Origin of the sequence: Rhizobium sp. BR 249, from assembly GCF_047445895.1 — a bacterium.
Lineage (GTDB): Bacteria > Pseudomonadota > Alphaproteobacteria > Rhizobiales > Rhizobiaceae > Rhizobium.
Window position 1 is genome coordinate 140,278 of sequence record NZ_JARWKX010000002.1, and the last position, 16,792, is coordinate 157,069.

Below are 16,792 nucleotides of genomic sequence, written 5' to 3' on the forward strand. Positions count from 1 at the left end.
CGGCGCGGATGCCAGCTCGAAACAGGATGAAGATCTGAACGGTTCCATGGACGACAGCAACGACCTTTTTTCCGGAATGCCCCTCTCTGAAAAACGCGAGGAGGCCCAGAAACCTGCCGCCCAGGCCGAACGGCCGCCGGTAACGGATGTGCCCGTCGCCTCGCGCCCGGCGCCCGCCGCCTCGAACGCGGATGAATATGGCGCCTCGTCGATCCGCGTCCTAGAAGGCCTCGAGCCGGTGCGCATGCGCCCCGGCATGTATATCGGCGGCACCGACGAAAAGGCGCTGCATCACCTCTTTGCCGAAGTCATCGACAATGCGATGGACGAAGCCGTCGCCGGCCATGCCAATTTCATCGAGGTCCATCTCGATCTGCAGGGTTATCTCACGGTCTCCGACAACGGCCGCGGCATCCCGGTCGAGAACCATCCGCAGGTGCCGGGCAAATCGACGCTCGAAGTCATCATGACCAAGCTGCATGCCGGCGGTAAGTTCGACGGCAAGGCCTACGAGACCTCGGGCGGCCTGCACGGCGTCGGCGTTTCGGTCGTCAACGCGCTCTCCGACTTCCTCGAGGTCGAGGTGGCGCGAAACCGCAAGCTCTATCGCCAGCGTTTTTCCCGCGGCCTGCCGCAGGGCGGGCTCGAAGAATTGGGCGACGTCCACAATCGCCGCGGGACCCGCGTGCGCTTCCATCCCGACCCCCAGATCTTTGGGGATCACATGAAGTTCGACGCCGGCCGCGTCTTTCGCATGGCGCGCTCCAAGGCCTATCTCTTCGGCGGCGTCGAAATCCGCTGGAGCTGCGAACCGGGCGTTTTGCCGGAAGGTTCCGAAGTTCCCGACAAGGCCGTCTTCCACTTCCCCGGCGGCCTGAAGGACTACCTGCAGGCGACGATGGGCAAGGAATTCACCGTCACCCGCGAAATCTTCGCCGGCAAGACGGAGAAAACCAGCGGCCACGGTTCGATGGAATGGGCGATCACCTGGTATGGCGGCGATCCGCAGGTACATTCCTACTGCAACACCATCCCGACCCCCGAAGGCGGCACGCATGAGGCCGGCCTGCGCATCGCGCTGACCAAGGGCCTGAAAGCCTATGCCGAGCTGACGCAGAACAAGCGCGCCGCGCAGATCACCACCGACGACGTGATGATCTCGGCCGTCGGCATGCTGTCGGTCTTCATCCGCGAGCCGGAATTCGTCGGCCAGACAAAGGACAAGCTGGCGACCGTCGAGGCCCAGCGCATCGTCGAGAATGCGCTGCGCGATCCCTTCGACCATTATCTCGCCGACAATCCGAACGAGGCGGCCAAGCTACTCGACTGGGTGATCGAGCGCGCCGAGGAGCGCCTGCGCCGCCGCAAGGAAAAGGAAGTCAACCGCAAGACGGCCGTGCGCAAGCTGCGTCTGCCCGGCAAGCTTGCCGACTGCTCGCAGAACACGGCCGAAGGCGCCGAACTCTTCATCGTCGAGGGTGATTCGGCAGGCGGTTCGGCCAAGCAGGCGCGCAATCGCGCCAACCAGGCGATCCTTCCTCTGCGCGGCAAGATCCTGAACGTCGCCAGCGCCGGCCGCGAAAAATTCGGCGCCAACCAGCAGCTCGCCGATCTCATCCAGGCGCTCGGCTGCGGCACACGCTCGAAATACCGGCAGGAAGACCTGCGCTACGAGCGCATCATCGTCATGACCGATGCCGACGTCGACGGCGCCCATATCGCCTCGCTGCTCATCACCTTCTTCTATCAGGAAATGCCGGAGCTGGTGCGCGGCGGCCACCTCTTCCTCGCCGTGCCGCCGCTCTACAAGATCACCCAAGGGGCGAAATCCGCCTATGCCCGCGACGACAATCATCGCGCCGAGCTGATGCAGACGGAATTCAAGAGCAAGGCCAAGGTAGAGATCAGCCGCTTCAAAGGTCTCGGCGAAATGATGCCTGCCCAGCTCAAGGAAACCACCATGGACCCGTCCAAGCGCACCCTGCTGCGGGTGCTGATCGACGAGGTGGATTTCGAGGGCACCCGCAGCGCCGTCGACGACCTGATGGGCACCAAGCCGGAAGCCCGCTTCCGCTTCATCCAGGAGCGTGCGGCTTTCGCCGAAAACCTGGATATTTAAATGAGAAATCGAAGCTAATTCTGGCCAAAAACCTCTGAAATTGGCCATTTCCGACAGAAGAAATGGCCAACACTATATAGGAGGCCTTCCGGGCACCAAAAAGTGCCCGGAAAATGCTTCGAGGAACAAATAGTGAAACAATCGCAAGAGTAGCCAACGGCGACGCGAAGATACCATTTAGCATTGGGGTCCGCCCGGAAGGCGATTTAGAAGGAAGTTGAATGGGAGGCGAAGACCCTCGCTGAGGTTCTTGCACTTCCGCGCATCGCGGTGACCCGGCCACCGAAACACGAACTGCTGGCTGTGGGCAAGGTGCCGCATGACTGCCACGCGAACTGCGCCGCTCACGAAGCGAACGATCCCGATGGCGAGAGCCGACACGTTTGCGGTTGGCTGATCAATCGCTCGGACGTTATCCTGCATTCGGTTGTGGAGATCCGCGGACAGTGGCTTTGCATGACACCGCAGCAACGTGAGGGCCCTGCAAGATTCCACTTCACTCCGGACGCGGCTATTGAATGGCGCGCCGCGGTAAACGGGAAAGAGCCTTTCCGCGGCGGCATGCAGGTTCCTCAGGGGCTTCGGAGCCATCCTGAACAACATATCCGGATGTGGGAACGGTTCCGAGACCTGGTTGCTTCGGGCATGCCGGTGGTCGAGGCCCGGCAGGTTGTCGATGACACTCTCGGCGCGGAGCTTCGCCAGATGCCTCAACTGATCTGACCTGTCACGGGCACTACTCAATCTGGTGGCGACCTTCCAAAACGCAGTGCCAGCCAAGAAACCGAGGAAAAGGCCAAACGGCTTCCAGAACCGCCTAACTGAGAAACTCACGCTGGTCCTGGCAAAATGCCGCTGAAACTGGCCATTCTTAAAGGAAAGGCCACTGCATACCACAATCCCAGGCACTTTCGGCCTGGGATTTATTGAAAGACGAGATGAGATATTGTTCTGCCAGTGATTGCGAGTGTCCGATTAGGGGAAGCTCGTGAGATCCATGGCGCCCAAGTACAGCCGAAGAGTAACGTGCTGATGCGAAGTCCGAGGTTAGACCCGTCTAATTAGGGGGCGATCTTCGAAATTGTAAACATGATCTGATGTGGGACTTCAGTACGACCCGAGAGATCCACTGTAAGCCTCTGGAAATTCCACGAACGCTCTTCGACCATGCCCTTGTCTTCCACGTTATCAAATAGCATCCATCTGGGCAGCTTGAAATCCTTGTCGATCCGTCGCGAAACCTCCAGTCTTTTTTGAAGTCCTCGAGTTGGCTGTCGATCCTTCTGTTCAAATCAGCCATCGCTGTTTCACGACCGGTAGACACGGATGGCGACCCTCAGCCGAAATCCAGATGCTCATTTTTTCAACGACGAGAACATCGAGTCGATGTCGGCATTCGAAAAGGGTCTTTCGGAAGCTTGGCGATGATCCAAGGACTCAGTCTCCAGCCGCGCATGCCGGAGTTCTTGATATCGTCCCCTCTCATCCCGGAGGTGATAGAGCGTAGTGATCCGATCCTCGAGCTCGTCTCTTTTCCAGTAGCCGATCGATTTGGGTACCAAGTTTTCAATTTTCTCGATCTCGTCGAGCCAATCCTCGATCACCTGCACTGGGTCGTCATGATCGGCGATGGAACTCAGACTGATGGCATCGATCGCCTCCTCGGCCGCCTCCTCGAAGTTTCTGTAAAACTGCTCCGACATCTGGAGTCTGGCCGAGGCGAGGCCCGACGCGAGATCGGCGAGATCCTGAAGATCCATCACTTCCTCTCTTTCGGACGACACGAACCTGTATATCTCCAGGCGCAGGTATCTCCCAAAAGCCTTGGCGTAAGGCAGATGGTGGTAGGTCCCGCCGTCAAGCTCATCGATAAGAAGGGGAAGCCTTCCCTCGCTTATCCAGAAGAGACGTCTGGCGCTCTCCCTTCTCAAGCGTTCGCAATAACTCAAGTCGCCGGCTGCCATGATGAGTTCGCCGACAGCCTTAGCAAAGTCGTGCAGGAAAACGTGGCCTGTCACCTCTCCGCCGATGATTGCGTCCAGCAAGGCCTTGGCCGCCACCGCTCGCGTCTCACCGGAAGCTTTCGTGTCGATTTTTTTCCATAGTGTTACCGCACCGTTGATCGTCGATACACATGGGGCGAGCGTTGACAGAACCGTTGGGTCCGCGGTTTCCCGAGACAGGTAGTCCTGAACGGACGGGTTAATGAAGTTCGCGCGGCTTTCGTTGATCAGCACGAACGAAGATTTCACTTCCCGAAGTGTGTCTTCGAAGACTGAGGTGCGAAGATCTTCTTTCGGAAGGACTCCGAATTTGACGATCGCTCGTTCAAAGAACGGCCGAAGAATGTCGAGTTTTACACTTGGTCCTGCGAACCGCTCCTGGTCTGCGAAATACATGCAGAACAACAGGACTTGGGCCTTCTTGCTGATATGATGCCTGAAAGCCTTATCCCAGATCTTATTCGGGCTCCTCAGCGTTTCCAGGAAAGCCTGCGGGTACTCCGTCGACGGCACGTCGCGCTGTCTCAACTCGTCGGTCATCCAGTGGATGATGCGGGGCATGTAGTTGGGATGATCCACTATCTCGCGAATGGTCGAACCATGCAGAAGCGCCTGGATCGCAGCTTCGTCGATTTCCGAATGGTAGAGGTGATTGTACAGGATTCGCGCTTTCAGTTCCCTCGTATAGTTGGAGAGGTCCAGCACCATCTCGGAGACTTCAACCTTCGTGTCGTCGATCGACTCGGAGAGCACGCGAGCCGCCTGCAATATGTAGGAACGTGTCGTAAGGATGAACCGCTTCGCCTTGTCCCGGTGAACCATTGACATGAAGCGAACGATCCGATTTTCGTCGCGCGCCAAGGATGCCGGATCGAGCCGTATTTTCCCGAGGAAGTCGTCAAAGACGAACACCTGCTGACTCTCGCGCCGGAACGCCCGAAAACCATCGTCAATCGAGGTGATCGAAACAAGCTCCCAGCCGTCATCGCTGTATTCGGCGGCGAGCACTTGCGCTAGCGTCGTTTTGCCAACACCCGGCGGTCCGGAAACAATTAAGCAGTGCGTTGCCTTTAGAATCTCGGCGGATTTGCCGAGACTGGGATTGGCAACATAGACCTTCAGGATCCGCTCGATCTCGTCGTAGGTCGCCTCGGTGAACACGGCGATGTCGCTCGTCAGCAATCTGTCGAGCACGGCCGCGCTCGACAGCCAAAGCTTAATGTTCTTTCTCTCCACCTTTGAATAGTCGGCCAAGTAGCCATTTAGCTCGGCGCGGCCCCAGATATTCGACGCAGTCACCGACTGATGGTCTAGGATCGAGACTAGAATGTCTTTTCGGCCCGGTGTTAAGGGTTGGGACGTAAGAAAATAGTATGTTTTGGGATTCAGCTTCAGAAGGTTCTTCTTCTCGGCCGTGGCAGCCTTCTGAAGATCCGTCCACGAGCTGTTCTTGTAGTGCTTGGCCTGAAGAATGATGTCGCCATCAGCACGGCTATGCCGTCCATCGATACCGCGATCGGCGCCTTCGGAGAATCGCTCGAATCCGAGACCTGTTACCGCTGCGACCAAGTCGACACACAGGCTTTCGAACTCAACGGGAGACAAATTTGCAAAATCGTATCGATCGGACATCTGCGCGCGAATCCATGAGAAGCAACGATCTCACTGATAGCGTGATGTCAGTTCATCGATCCAGACCACAATCGCGCAAGATTTCTACAATGCTACCACATAGCTGCGGCTCTGTGGTAGCAAGGCGCCCATATTAGACCTCTCGAAGATACAGATCGCAACCGGGATAGCTCCCAGGTCGCAGCCGATCTGGACCGAAGGTCAATTCGATGTCGTCATCATTCTCGGATGGATGGGGCCCTTATTCCACAACTAAATCCGACGCCGAACGATGTGACCGAACAACGGCGTCGCTCCATTCGTGATGCGGAGTGTATGAGCCAACAACGCACTTCGCTGTGAGAAATGGCGTGTGAAAACTCGCAATCCGTTGCATGTCTGGTCGCCACTAATATTATGACGTGATTGCATAGGGGAACGTCTGCGCTTGGCGGTATTTGAACAGTCTCAACTTGAAGCAATTGCCGACGCCCTCGGCGACACTGGGGATGGCCTGACCGGTACCGAGATCGGCCACCTGTTGTCCATGACCGAGATCACGGACACTGATCCGACAATGACCAAGCGGAAACGGCTGTTCAATGCGTTCGCTCATGACCAGAACAAGAGGCGAGACCGCTCCCGGATTATCGGCTTCATCCGAAAGGCAATGAAACCCGCACGTTTTTCCCGCGAACCGCACCGCTTTGAGCCGATGCGGGCACGCTTAAACCGCGCCCTCGCCTTTAGCGGGCTTGCCGTAGACGAAGATGGCACTCTGGTTTCGACGTCGGCGGCCAAGACTCTGAGCGAGGCCACCCGAAGGGCACAGGAATTGCGTAAAGATCTTGCATCACGCGGCGTGCATCCGGATGTTCTGAAATTTTGCCGCGAGGAATTACTGGCCGACAATTATTTTCACGCCGTACTTGAGGCGGTGAAAAGCGTCGCCGAGAAAATTCGGCAGCGTACGGGGCTAATGGATGACGGCGGCGGCCTTGTCGATCATGCTTTCGCAGGAAATCCGCCGATGCTTGCGATCAACGCGCTGCTGACGGAGAGCGAGAAGAGCGAACAAAAGGGCTTCGCAAATCTACTCAAAGGAACGTTCGGCATGTTCCGCAACACGACCGCGCACGCTGCCAAAGTAAACTGGACGATGTCGAAGGCAGATGCCGAGGATTTGTTCTCACTGGTGTCGCTCATCCATCGCAGAATTGACGCTGCTGTTATGCCCCCGAGGGCGTAGGCAGCCCTCAAATTTTCAGGGGAGGTATCTTGCCTTGAATTCAAGAACCTTTTGCCGTCCGTCCGCAAGCTCTGACGCTCCTCCACCTTGCGCACCACCGACGTATGTGCTCTGCGAGAACAGTCGTTTAGCTCATGGAGTGCCAGATGCCGCTCGCCGACCACCCGAATTACCCGATCACAGTGGCGACTTGCGAGGACCGTAACCAGGACAGGCGTCTCCACGCATTGGTTCCGGAGCAAGGCGGGACCGCAGCCCTGTTTCGGTTCCATGACCCGTTCGGGCTTCGAAAGGCCATAGTGCCCATTTTCCAAGCGGACCGCGACAATATACTCACAGGGATGGGTACGGGGTTCGCACTGGATCCATGGGGCAGTTTCCTCACTGCGGATCACGTCACGGACTTCTTGCGCGAGGGGACCAACCAATCGGGCCAGACGACCATTCGGACCGACGTCAGGGCTCTGACGTTGCTGGGCATGGGGCTGGTCTTCGGCGAGGTGGGCGTTCCACCAGAGGCGCTGGGTCTCATGGCTTCCCTCCGAACGCCTCTGGTGGAAGTGGAGGATCCCTTGAACTTCATCACCGCAGCTTCCACGCGTCCTATCGATGTCACCTTTCTGAACGCAGCGATGTCTCCGCCCTCGGACATGATAGGAAACCTGCCCCTGCGACGCCATCCGAGCACTCCCGGAGTCGGAGAGCTGGTAGTCGCCGTCGGCTTCCCCGAAATCAAGCTTGCCCACGGAGCAGCACCGGACCTTCCGACGTCGATCACCGAGGGAATGTTCGCCGCTTACGGCGTTGTCACGCGGCACCACCCCGAAGGCCGCGACCGTTCCGCTCCGACCCCGGTCTTCGAGGTGCGGGCGAACTGGCCGTCGGGCATGTCCGGCGGCCCCGTGTTTAATGCCGTTGGCGAAGTCATCGGGCTGGTGAGCAGGAGCATTGCGCCCGCCGGCGGCGAGGAGTTGGGTACTGCATGGGCGACATGGCTGGCAGCTTCCATTCCGCCGGAGCATCCGACGGTTTCGTGGCCGGAAAGCATTGACCCCGACGACCCCCATTTTCGCAGGGCTTGGGGTGCGTTGAGACTGGATCCTTGGACACTCGAGGGCTTCCCCTCCACCCAAGCAGACGCGACGGCACTGGTAGCTTCACTGGGCGATGGTTTCGAGGCCCGGATTGTCAGCCAGCGGCTTGGCACCGAGACGTATAGCACCACCTCGCTCGCATGAGACGTGCCGAGACCGCGTTTCACCTAACGCGCCACCGGTCCGATCTTTCGCAGCTCATCTCTCGTGACCTCGCGTTCGGCCGGCATCTCGAGGATGAGTTCGACATCCGCGCGACGGCGGGCCACGTTTTTACCAGCTCCAGCGGCCAGAAGAGCCTCCAAAGCTATGATATCAGGGTTGTCGACCGGGGTACCGAAGGGTTCGGCTCCGATAGCAGAAAGGACCTGGATCCCTTCATTTCCTCGAGCAGCCGGATGGTGTAGTTCCGTAATCGGTGCTGGATCGTCGTGTCACGGTACAATCGTGTAGCGACTTGGCGATCCACCGAGGAAACTCGGTGAAAGCGGCACCAGGAAAGGAGTCCCACATGGGTCGCCACGAAGGGCGAAGCGCGTGACGGTTGGGGAGGAACCATTGGCGGCACCCGCCACTTCACCATCACTTGGTCGGATCGAAGTACAATGGCACGATCGTATGACGAACGCGAAAGTTTCGGCCTGTCCCCACGTGGACATGTGTAGATCGCCGGAACAGGCCGCCGTTGATAGTGCCATCGAAATTTACATCTTTCCGCGCCGCCTCAAGCCTCGTCTGGTACTCCGCCAACACTAGGTCGGCCCGTTGCCCGAAGCAGTAGATGAGCATTTCGCCTGCATCCTGTCCGGGTAGTCCGGTGGTGTAGCGTCGGTCAAGCTGTTCGAAGCCGCCGAGGAGCCAATCATAGTCTTTGTGGATCTTCGCTTCCGCGATCCAGAGAAAGTCGCCCTTCGCTTCGACGATAATATCGCAATGTCCCCCGTACTGCGTGTCGTGCGCGGCATCGAAACCCATGGCTTTCATAAATGTGACGATCTCGATGGACAGCCCGTCCTCGGTCATTTTCTGTTTTACATGACGGGTCTTCACGAGTTCCTGGACACTCCAGTCGACGGCACGCTCCACGAGCGCAAGGCGTTCGTCGTGGGTGTCTGCGAGAACCATCTCTAGCATGATGGTGCCCGACGTCGACTTGGCGAGTGCGCCCCTGAGGTACGCCAGGGAATCCTTGTAGTCAGTCATGCGTCAGTTCGCGCTGAAGCTCTTCCGTAGGTGTGAAGAACGGGATCAAATGGGACTCGAAATCGGGAACTGCCTCCCCAGTCCCCGGGTGGATCAGCATTCCGGTCTTTCGGGCCTCCGCGAATTCCTCCGGAGTCAGTTCGTGCTCGGTATCGTCGTCGTCGATGAGCATGGCATGCGACTCCAGAATCGCGAGCCTTGATCCTGTGAGAAGGTTGATGGCTGCGAGCAATTCCGTATCGATGGCTTCCCGTCCCGCCGCTTGCGACAAGGTAGTGAAAGTCAGGAACTGGAGTTGATCGAGAGGTTTCGATGCGACGAAGTCTATGATGTCGAGGCACACCGATCCGACTGGAAGCTCTCCCCAGCGACTGCGAAATTCTTCCCTGATCTCCCCAAGCGTCACGTCAGCCTCCGGTGATTATCTGCCGAGGTGATGTGCGATCCGGGACCTGACGTGATCATAATCGTCACTTCCCATGCATCGACGGATTACAACGCGATCGAGTACCGGCTTGCTCGAGCCGGCAGCTCTTGAATTGCTGTTCAGACCGAGTTCGGGTTCGGACGCAAGTTTCTTTCCGATGACCCGGTGCCAGCGGATGCTAAGCTTGAAGGGTTCGATCGGCGTATCGAGTGCAGCCTTCCCGCCTTTGTGGTACGTTTCGTTCCGAAGATCAAGTTTCCTTCTCCGCATCTTCTCGTGCTTCAGGGAAGCAGTGGTGGTCCCGAAACCGAGTTCTACGACCGTGCCTTCGGATCCGTCGCTGTACATCCTGTCGATCAGGGGAAACATGTTGATTGGCTCGGGTACCACGGCCCCTGTCAATCGGACGAGTTCTGCAATGACCATCTTCCGGGCGGCGATCGCGACTTCCGACAGGGTACCCTCCGGGAAGTCGATGCGCACGTCCAACGTCTCTCCCTCGATGGGGATCCATATCACGTCGAAAGCATGGAAGCGGATGGTCTTTACGCCAATGACTTCCTCATAATCGTCGAAGACGGAGGTCATTTCCGCGTCCAGGGATTCGACATCTATCCGCTCGCGAACGGTGGTCACCCGGGCGGAGGAGAAGACGACAGCCAAGCCGCCTTCCTGGGTTTCAACCGAGGTCAGGACGAGACCTGCGGGAGCCGCCTTCAACTCGTCCTGCGACAATGTAGAAGGGTATCGCCGCGAGAAGACTGTATCCTGCGGCTCGAGGCCCGCAAGCTTCTCGCGCATCGGTCCGAGGGTCGCAGCATCGAATTCGTAGAAGCTGACCAGTTTCTCGCCGCAGATCTGGTGGGATTTGAGGGCATCGAGAAGTTCGTCGATCTTCTCCTCGCTCTTGCTTGGGTTCTCCGCAATTTTATTGAGGGTATTGTTCCATCCCTGACCGCGCGTGATGCCAATATCCGCGAATATCCTGCGTCCGACGGGCCATGGTGCACGTTCACGAAGACTTTTCAGTACTTCCGAGACAGGCAGGTCCATATTTAATGCTCCAAGGATTCGTTTACGGAGAGACTATCCCCAAGACATCGCAAGTCCAGATGAGTTCGGCGTTGCGCACATATTTGGATCAACGGGTCGACGGACACCCGCGGCGCCCGTCTGGAACCGCGGCAGCCTCAGACGAATGGCATCAGCGAATTCGCATACGCAGATGGACCTGAAAGCGCTCGATGCTGTCTATCCGAACGGCTCCATGCGCAAAACCTTAGCATCCAAGATGCCGTGAGGCACGCGCGAGATGCCGCTCTTTCGCCGGCCGGCATCGCACCCTGGAATAGTGGTGGCAGTTGCTACGCAATTGCGGACTTTTCCTTCTGGGAAATCTTCCTTCGGAGTCCGTCCCATCCCAATCAATTTTCTGTTCATTAGGCAGGCGCCAGGGCGTTTCCGGAAACCAGCATCCCGTCTCGGATCGACAGCTCACCATGGGACTTAAGCGCTTCGATGCGAGCAACGATCACGTCTCGCAACTGGCTACTGGTTGCCTTGAAGCCCAAGCCGCGGGCGACAGCGTTCACGGCCTCGTTCTCCGTAGCACCCAGGCTCGTGGAAATGAGAGAGGTCAGTCCCTGATCGATTTCCATCGGCGGAATCATCTCTATCCGGCGCAGGCTCGGCGACGTGACAGCGGTTCGGTCACGAACGCGGATTTCGGCGCCAGGCCACAGCAGGAATTCACCGGATCTGTAGACGTGCGCCGCATTGACTGCCGTATTGATGGCGTTGCCGACATGTGAATCGATCCGGTTGCCAGCACGCTGCAGCCCCCACGCTGTCCGGATGCGCGTGATCACCTCGTCCCGATGGATCGGGCCTTCTGCCTCCACCGTCTGCTTGATCAAACCAACGAGCACTCCAAGCGGCGCTTCGTGAAGCTCGGTTGTGGTGTTAGGTGTGAGCGAAACTTCCTCGTACAAAGGCGTCGTGCTCTCAAAGGAGACCTGCTGAAGGCCGATTTCTGTGACGTCCGCACGCTCGATCGTGATGACTTCGACAGGCACCGCCCTCGTTGCCGCATGAGCGACATGATCGCCGGACAGCGCGTTCGCTTTCGCTTGTTCAATTGCTGTCACGAGGCGGTCGAGTTCAGCCTTAGGGCGCTGAAACCAATCAGTGCTCCAGATCCGGTGGATCGTCCATCCGTGATCTTCGAGCACTGACTGGCGCAGCCGATCGCGGTCGCGCGCGGAGCGGGACGAATGGTATTCGGCACCATCGCACTCGATACCAAGCAGATAACGACCGGGGACCGCTTCGTCGGCAACGGCGAGATCGATGAAGAACCCTGCGATCCCGACCTGTGGATGAGCCTGATATCCCCTCTCCTGAAGAGCTGCCATGATCTGCTCTTCGAAGACGCTGTCCATCTGGCGATCAGTGCGCTGGCTCATCGACAGACGCCCGGTTCGCGCGTAGTGCAGGAACAGCTTGAAAGCGAAGACCCCCTTCCCCTTGCCGCGCTCAAGATCGATGTCATCATCTGTGATCGAGGCATAGACTTCGCAGCGGCGTTTTGCGCGGCTGATCAGAACGTTGAGGCGGCGTTCCCCACCTTCGGCGCCGAGCGGCCCGAAGCGCATGCTCATTGGCGCGCCACCCGGCCCCTTGGCGTACGCGACGGAGATCAGAATGACATCCCGTTCGTCGCCCTGCACGTTTTCCAGGTTCTTTATGAAGAACGGTTCGTGAGGATGCGAATGGAAGAACTCTTCCGTCTGCGGGTTCAACCGCCGCAGAAGTTCGAGCTGGTCCTGGATCTCTCGCCGTTGCTTGATCGAGAACGCCGCAACGCCTAGGGAAAGGCCGGGTGAATTAAGCGCATGCCGGATGATGGCTTCGGCAACCGCCTTCGCCTCCACCTTGTTCACTCCGTCTTCGAACGTCCCGCCTGGAATGTGGTTGAACCGCAGTCCCATCCCGGCCTCCTGGGTGTAAGGACTGGGAACGATGAACAACTTGCTGTCGTAGAATTGGGTATTGGAGACCGCAATGAGTGATTGGTGGCGGCTGCGGTAATGCCAGCGAAGCATCTTCTCGGGTAGACCGCGGGCAGAGAAGAGACCAAGAATGCTCTCGATATCGGAGACCTGCGCGCCGCCGTCGTCATCGTCATCCGACGTTCCGGACGTCATCTTTGAGAAGAATTTCGTCGGTGGTAGCTGTCTTTCGTCGCCGACGACCACGACCTGCTTTGCGCGAGCAACCGCACCCAGTGCATCCACGGGCTGGATCTGACTGGCTTCGTCCATCACGAGCAAGTCGAATTCCAAGACACCAGGCGGCAGGAACTGGGCGATTGACAGCGGGCTCATCATGAAGACTGGCTTCAATGCCTGAATGGCGAGCGAAGCCTTCTGCATGAGTTGCCGGATTGGCATGTGGTTGCGGCGCCGGGCCATTTCTCCACGAAGGATCCCGACAGGACCGAGGCCGCTGACCGCCGGGATGTTCCTGTGATGTGCCTTCACGACTTCAAGCCGAGAAATTCGCATGCGGTTCCGGTCGAGCGATGCGAATTCGTCAACCAGCCTGCTGTGGACTTCGCCGTCGAATCTCGTGAGATCCGGATCCTGCGAATGCTGATGGCGCAATATCGCCTCGTAGAAAGCCATCTCGAAGTACGGGATGACATCCGTTGTTGCGACCCGACCATCCTGGAGGCGCTCAACGACCAGACCGACGCCGAGATTTCCGGCGTCGTGAGCGCGTCCGTTGTAGGCAGCGTACTTCGAGAGCTGCTCGTCGCTCTCGATCCAGCGGGCGAGCTTTTCACCGATTGACGTGAGCGAGGCCTGGGCGACGTCGCTCTCGCCGAAGAGCACAGCAATATTCGCCTTCAGGAATTTCAGGATGTCTTGGAACTCGGCGGCAAACCGCTGGCCGTGCGATGCCGCAGCCTGCGCTTTATTCACAATATTAGTTCTATCGGTTACCTGGGAAGCAAGCATTCGAATATCACCATTCCGCGACATCCAGTCGAAAACGGCCGCAAGCTTCATCCAATCGGACTCTGCGCCATTCCAAAGGCCGTCGAACGCGGCGCGCCCGAGGTCACCGGAGTTCTCGACTGCCCGCTTGCGTGTCTGCGCGGCTGCGAGCAACTCCAAGGCGCCTATCCTGGCCGCGTTGTTTTCCGAAACACCCTTCATCAACGCCGCAATGGCGCGGTCGGCGGTCGCGATTTCCTTGAGGACTGCTGAAGCCTGCGTCAACACCGCCTCGTCAGGTCCGGCGGCAGCTTGAAAAAGCTGGGCCGTATCGTCACCAAGATCGGTCCAAAGAGAAATCATCAGCTTACGCATGTCCTCGAGCAGAGCTCTCACCTGCTCGCACCGCGTCGCCACCGATCCTTTGTCTGTCAACCTGCTGGCGATCTGCCGTGCTTCGGCCCCTACCCCGCGAAGACTGCGCATCCACAGTACGAGGTTCTCGAGAGGTTGAGGATCCGACTTTTCTCCCCGCCAGTCGGCGCCGAACGCACCGCGGCCCAGACTGTCACCGTCCTTGATCGCCGCGCGGGCCGCTTTGCCCTTTTGCAAGAGATCGAGCAGCCGGACCATTTCACTTGGATTGGTTTCCGACATCACAGTGCGGAGAAGAGCCTTGGACCTGCGCCAATCACCACTCAGGAACTTGAGGGCACGCTGGCCATGGATGGCCACAGCCGTTCGCGCAGCCGTCAGATCCATGTCCCAGGCTTGGTCGCTGACCTTGCCAGTCAATTCCGTCTTCATCTGGCGATACGTCGACACGGCCTCAGCGAGATCACTGGCTTGATCCAGGCCACGTTCCCAGATTGCTGCGACGAATGCGTCCGGGCTAGCGTCGGGTGCATCGGCGACTCTCTCGCCGATGGTCACCAGCCTGCCGATGGACCCAAGGGTGGCCGACGCGTTCACGCCGAGCATCTGCTTGAGCGATCCGGCGGCATTCAGGAACCTCGGCAACAAGGCATCAAGCTGCTCAATGGTCTGATGGCCTGATTGGGAAAACGACGCAGGCAGGCGCCGCAGCGTGGTCACAAGCGGCGAAGTCTCTGCTTCCCACGCAGCGTCATTAAACTGAGCTTCCACCTGCTCGGACAGGCGAAGGAACTCCGCTCCGTCACGAATGACGCTGACAATCTGCTGTGGAGAAACTTCCCATGCTGGATTGGCCAAGGCTTCAGACGATATCTCGGGCGGGCATGTCGCGAGACGTTCTGCAAGGATCCGAACTTCGTCGAATGACGCGACCGAATCCGCAGGCTCCCGGTGGAGGGCGTCTGTCACGTCCCTCGTAGAGTTCAAAAGGCTCGCGAGATCTCCGGAAGCATTGGTCAGGCGTGTCGTCAGTCTCTCGAGATCGAGTGGGCTAATGCCTGTGAGACCGACACCATGCCAGGCATGTTTCGATGGCAGGCCGATATCGTCAATTCGCTGCGCCAGTTCAGAAAGGATGGTGACTATTTGATCCTTTACGTCCTGGCTCCAACCGACAGCCGCTGGAAGTTCGATATCCGATGGCTGCAGGCCCATCCTACGCAAGCGCGTCAGGTGACCGATCACCTGGTAGGGCGTGAGGTTGTAGGGACGGTAGATCTGGTGCATCCGCTCCGGATGTGCATTCAGGCTATCTCTTGTTTCCAGCAGACGGCGGTCGTGGGCCTCGGCGGCCTCGCCCTTGGGGGCGCCGAGCTCCCATACGTGCTGCAGTTCGGCGAGAAGCGCACGCTTGTTGGCTTTGCTGGAGTGAAGTTCGAGACAAGCATCGCCAACATTTGCCTGATCGAGGCGTCGCTTTACGACCTCGAGAGCGGCCATCTTCTCGGCCATGAACAGGACTGTTTTCCCGTCCGCGACCGCTGCGGCAATGATGTTCGCGATCGTCTGCGACTTTCCGGTGCCGGGTGGCCCCTGGATGACAAGGTCGCGTCCGCGGCGGACCTCGTGGATAGCCACCGCTTGCGAACTGTCCGCATCGACGATGTGGGTCATCGCCTGCGGGGAGATATGTAAGTCGATCTTCGTATCATCGTTGAGAAGAGCGTCGCCGCGTTCGAAACCATTGGACACAAGTCCGGTGATCAGAGGACGCTCGGTGAATTTCCCGTCCGCGGGCCAAAGTGTCGGGTCAAGATCGCGGTACATAAGGAATTTCGCGAAGCTGAAGAATCCGAGAACGATGTCATCCGGCTGGACGGACCAGTCCGGCTTCACGGATACTGCCGATGCCACCTGGCTCGCGTAGGACTCGAAGGAGAATTCGTCGGTTGCCTCGAAGTCAGGCATCCGAATCTTATGAACCCGGTCGAGAAACGCCTCCAACGACAGGTTGGATGCAAAGTCCTCAGGACGCGCCTTCAGTTTAAAGCGTTCAGCCGCGCTACCGCGCATAAGCGAGACTGGTACGAGAACGAGGGGCGCATAACGGATGTTTTCCGCGTTCTGGGGGTCGATCCACTTTAGCGTGCCGAGCCCGAGGAACAGGATGTTGACGCCTTGCTCTTCTTCCAGAGTGCGGGCATCGAAGTACAGATCCAACAGGCGCTTCTGAAGAGCATTCGGAGTCATCCGGGTTTGAAGCTTAGTATCCGAATGCCGTGTCAGACGACCGCTCTCATCGCGGTCGTCGTCGTCTGGAAGCGCAAGCTCGATCAGGTCTTCGGCGTCCTCGCCGTCTTTCGGATCCCTTCCCTTGGCTCCAGCCAAGAAAGTCATGGACTTGCCTTCAGTGACGAGGACCCGAAAGATCTCGGCTGATTTCTCGTCCACGATGTCGATCGTCTTGGCGCTCTTGGAAAACCGGGGAACGTTCAGGAGTCTGTTTCTTGCCGACAAGTCCAGCAGCTCGGTTCGTGCCCGTTCAATTTTCGCCTCGACCGAGAGGTTGCTGTCGAAGATCGATTGCTCTGGACTTTCTACTGTATGTGTATTGTCAGCTTGCATAAATTCACCCCATTCCCATCATTGCAACTGATGCATAAAGTTGGGGCGGCGGTCCAGTAGCGAGAAAGCAACTTGGGCGATTATT

9 protein-coding genes are annotated in these 16,792 nt (G+C 58.3%); 4 read left to right on the top strand and 5 right to left on the bottom strand.

The window, feature by feature from the left end; translation table 11 throughout:
• The first annotated feature begins 46 nt into the window (after positions 1 to 46).
• Both parE and QD408_RS03260 read left to right on the top strand, forming a co-directional pair.
• Positions 47 to 2,119 (top strand): DNA topoisomerase IV subunit B, encoded by a 2,073-nt coding sequence (gene parE, locus QD408_RS03255; protein ID WP_414138322.1) that lies wholly within the window; start codon positions 47 to 49, stop codon positions 2,117 to 2,119.
• A gap of 303 nt (positions 2,120 to 2,422) precedes the next feature.
• The gene (locus tag QD408_RS03260; protein ID WP_414138323.1) at positions 2,423 to 2,842 is read left to right on the top strand and encodes a hypothetical protein; all 420 of its coding nucleotides are present in this window, start codon (positions 2,423 to 2,425) and stop codon (positions 2,840 to 2,842) included.
• A gap of 632 nt (positions 2,843 to 3,474) precedes the next feature.
• Here the strand turns inward: QD408_RS03260 and QD408_RS03265 are convergent.
• Positions 3,475 to 5,754 carry a restriction endonuclease gene (locus tag QD408_RS03265; RefSeq protein ID WP_414138324.1) on the bottom strand — a complete coding sequence of 760 codons (2,280 nt, stop codon included), beginning with the start codon at positions 5,752 to 5,754 and terminating at the stop codon, positions 3,475 to 3,477.
• Positions 5,755 to 6,181: 427 nt separating this feature from the next.
• On the opposite strand from QD408_RS03265, the gene QD408_RS03270 reads away from it, so the two are divergent.
• Together QD408_RS03270 and QD408_RS03275 are read left to right on the top strand one after the other, a co-directional pair.
• On the top strand, positions 6,182 to 6,982 hold the full coding sequence (locus QD408_RS03270; RefSeq protein WP_414138325.1) for a TIGR02391 family protein: 801 nt from the start codon (positions 6,182 to 6,184) through the stop codon (positions 6,980 to 6,982).
• 146 nt (positions 6,983 to 7,128) lie between these two features.
• Positions 7,129 to 8,220, top strand: a complete 1,092-nt coding sequence (locus QD408_RS03275; protein ID WP_414138326.1) for a S1 family peptidase — start codon at positions 7,129 to 7,131, stop codon at positions 8,218 to 8,220.
• Positions 8,221 to 8,658: 438 nt separating this feature from the next.
• On the opposite strand, the gene QD408_RS03280 is transcribed toward QD408_RS03275, so the two are convergent.
• The 4 genes from QD408_RS03280 to QD408_RS03295 all read right to left on the bottom strand — a co-directional run bounded on the left by QD408_RS03280 (position 8,659) and on the right by QD408_RS03295 (position 16,707).
• A complete protein-coding gene (locus QD408_RS03280; protein ID WP_414138327.1) occupies positions 8,659 to 9,279 on the bottom strand; it encodes a hypothetical protein in 621 nt (206 codons plus the stop codon).
• The gene (locus tag QD408_RS03285) at positions 9,272 to 9,685 is read right to left on the bottom strand and encodes a hypothetical protein (RefSeq protein WP_183907997.1); all 414 of its coding nucleotides are present in this window, start codon (positions 9,683 to 9,685) and stop codon (positions 9,272 to 9,274) included. The genes QD408_RS03280 and QD408_RS03285 overlap by 8 nt, the downstream gene beginning before the upstream one ends.
• Before the next feature lie 15 nt (positions 9,686 to 9,700).
• Complete coding sequence (locus QD408_RS03290) at positions 9,701 to 10,759, bottom strand: hypothetical protein (protein ID WP_414138329.1); 1,059 nt, start codon at positions 10,757 to 10,759, stop codon at positions 9,701 to 9,703.
• 386 nt (positions 10,760 to 11,145) lie between these two features.
• Positions 11,146 to 16,707: a DUF3320 domain-containing protein gene (locus QD408_RS03295; protein ID WP_414138330.1), complete on the bottom strand. Its 5,562-nt coding sequence runs from the start codon at positions 16,705 to 16,707 to the stop codon at positions 11,146 to 11,148.
• Positions 16,708 to 16,792 lie beyond the last annotated feature (85 nt).

Bases quoted from the DNA above. Each gene is read 5' to 3' on its own strand.
- parE (WP_414138322.1), top strand. From the start codon at position 47: ATGGACGACAGCAACGACCTTTTTTCCGGAATGCCCCTCTCTGAAAAA.
- QD408_RS03280 (WP_414138327.1), bottom strand. From the start codon at position 9,279: ATGACTGACTACAAGGATTCCCTGGCGTACCTCAGGGGCGCACTCGCC.
- QD408_RS03275 (WP_414138326.1), top strand. From the start codon at position 7,129: ATGCCGCTCGCCGACCACCCGAATTACCCGATCACAGTGGCGACTTGC.
- QD408_RS03290 (WP_414138329.1), bottom strand. From the start codon at position 10,759: ATGGACCTGCCTGTCTCGGAAGTACTGAAAAGTCTTCGTGAACGTGCA.
- QD408_RS03265 (WP_414138324.1), bottom strand. From the start codon at position 5,754: ATGTCCGATCGATACGATTTTGCAAATTTGTCTCCCGTTGAGTTCGAA.
- QD408_RS03295 (WP_414138330.1), bottom strand. From the start codon at position 16,707: ATGCAAGCTGACAATACACATACAGTAGAAAGTCCAGAGCAATCGATC.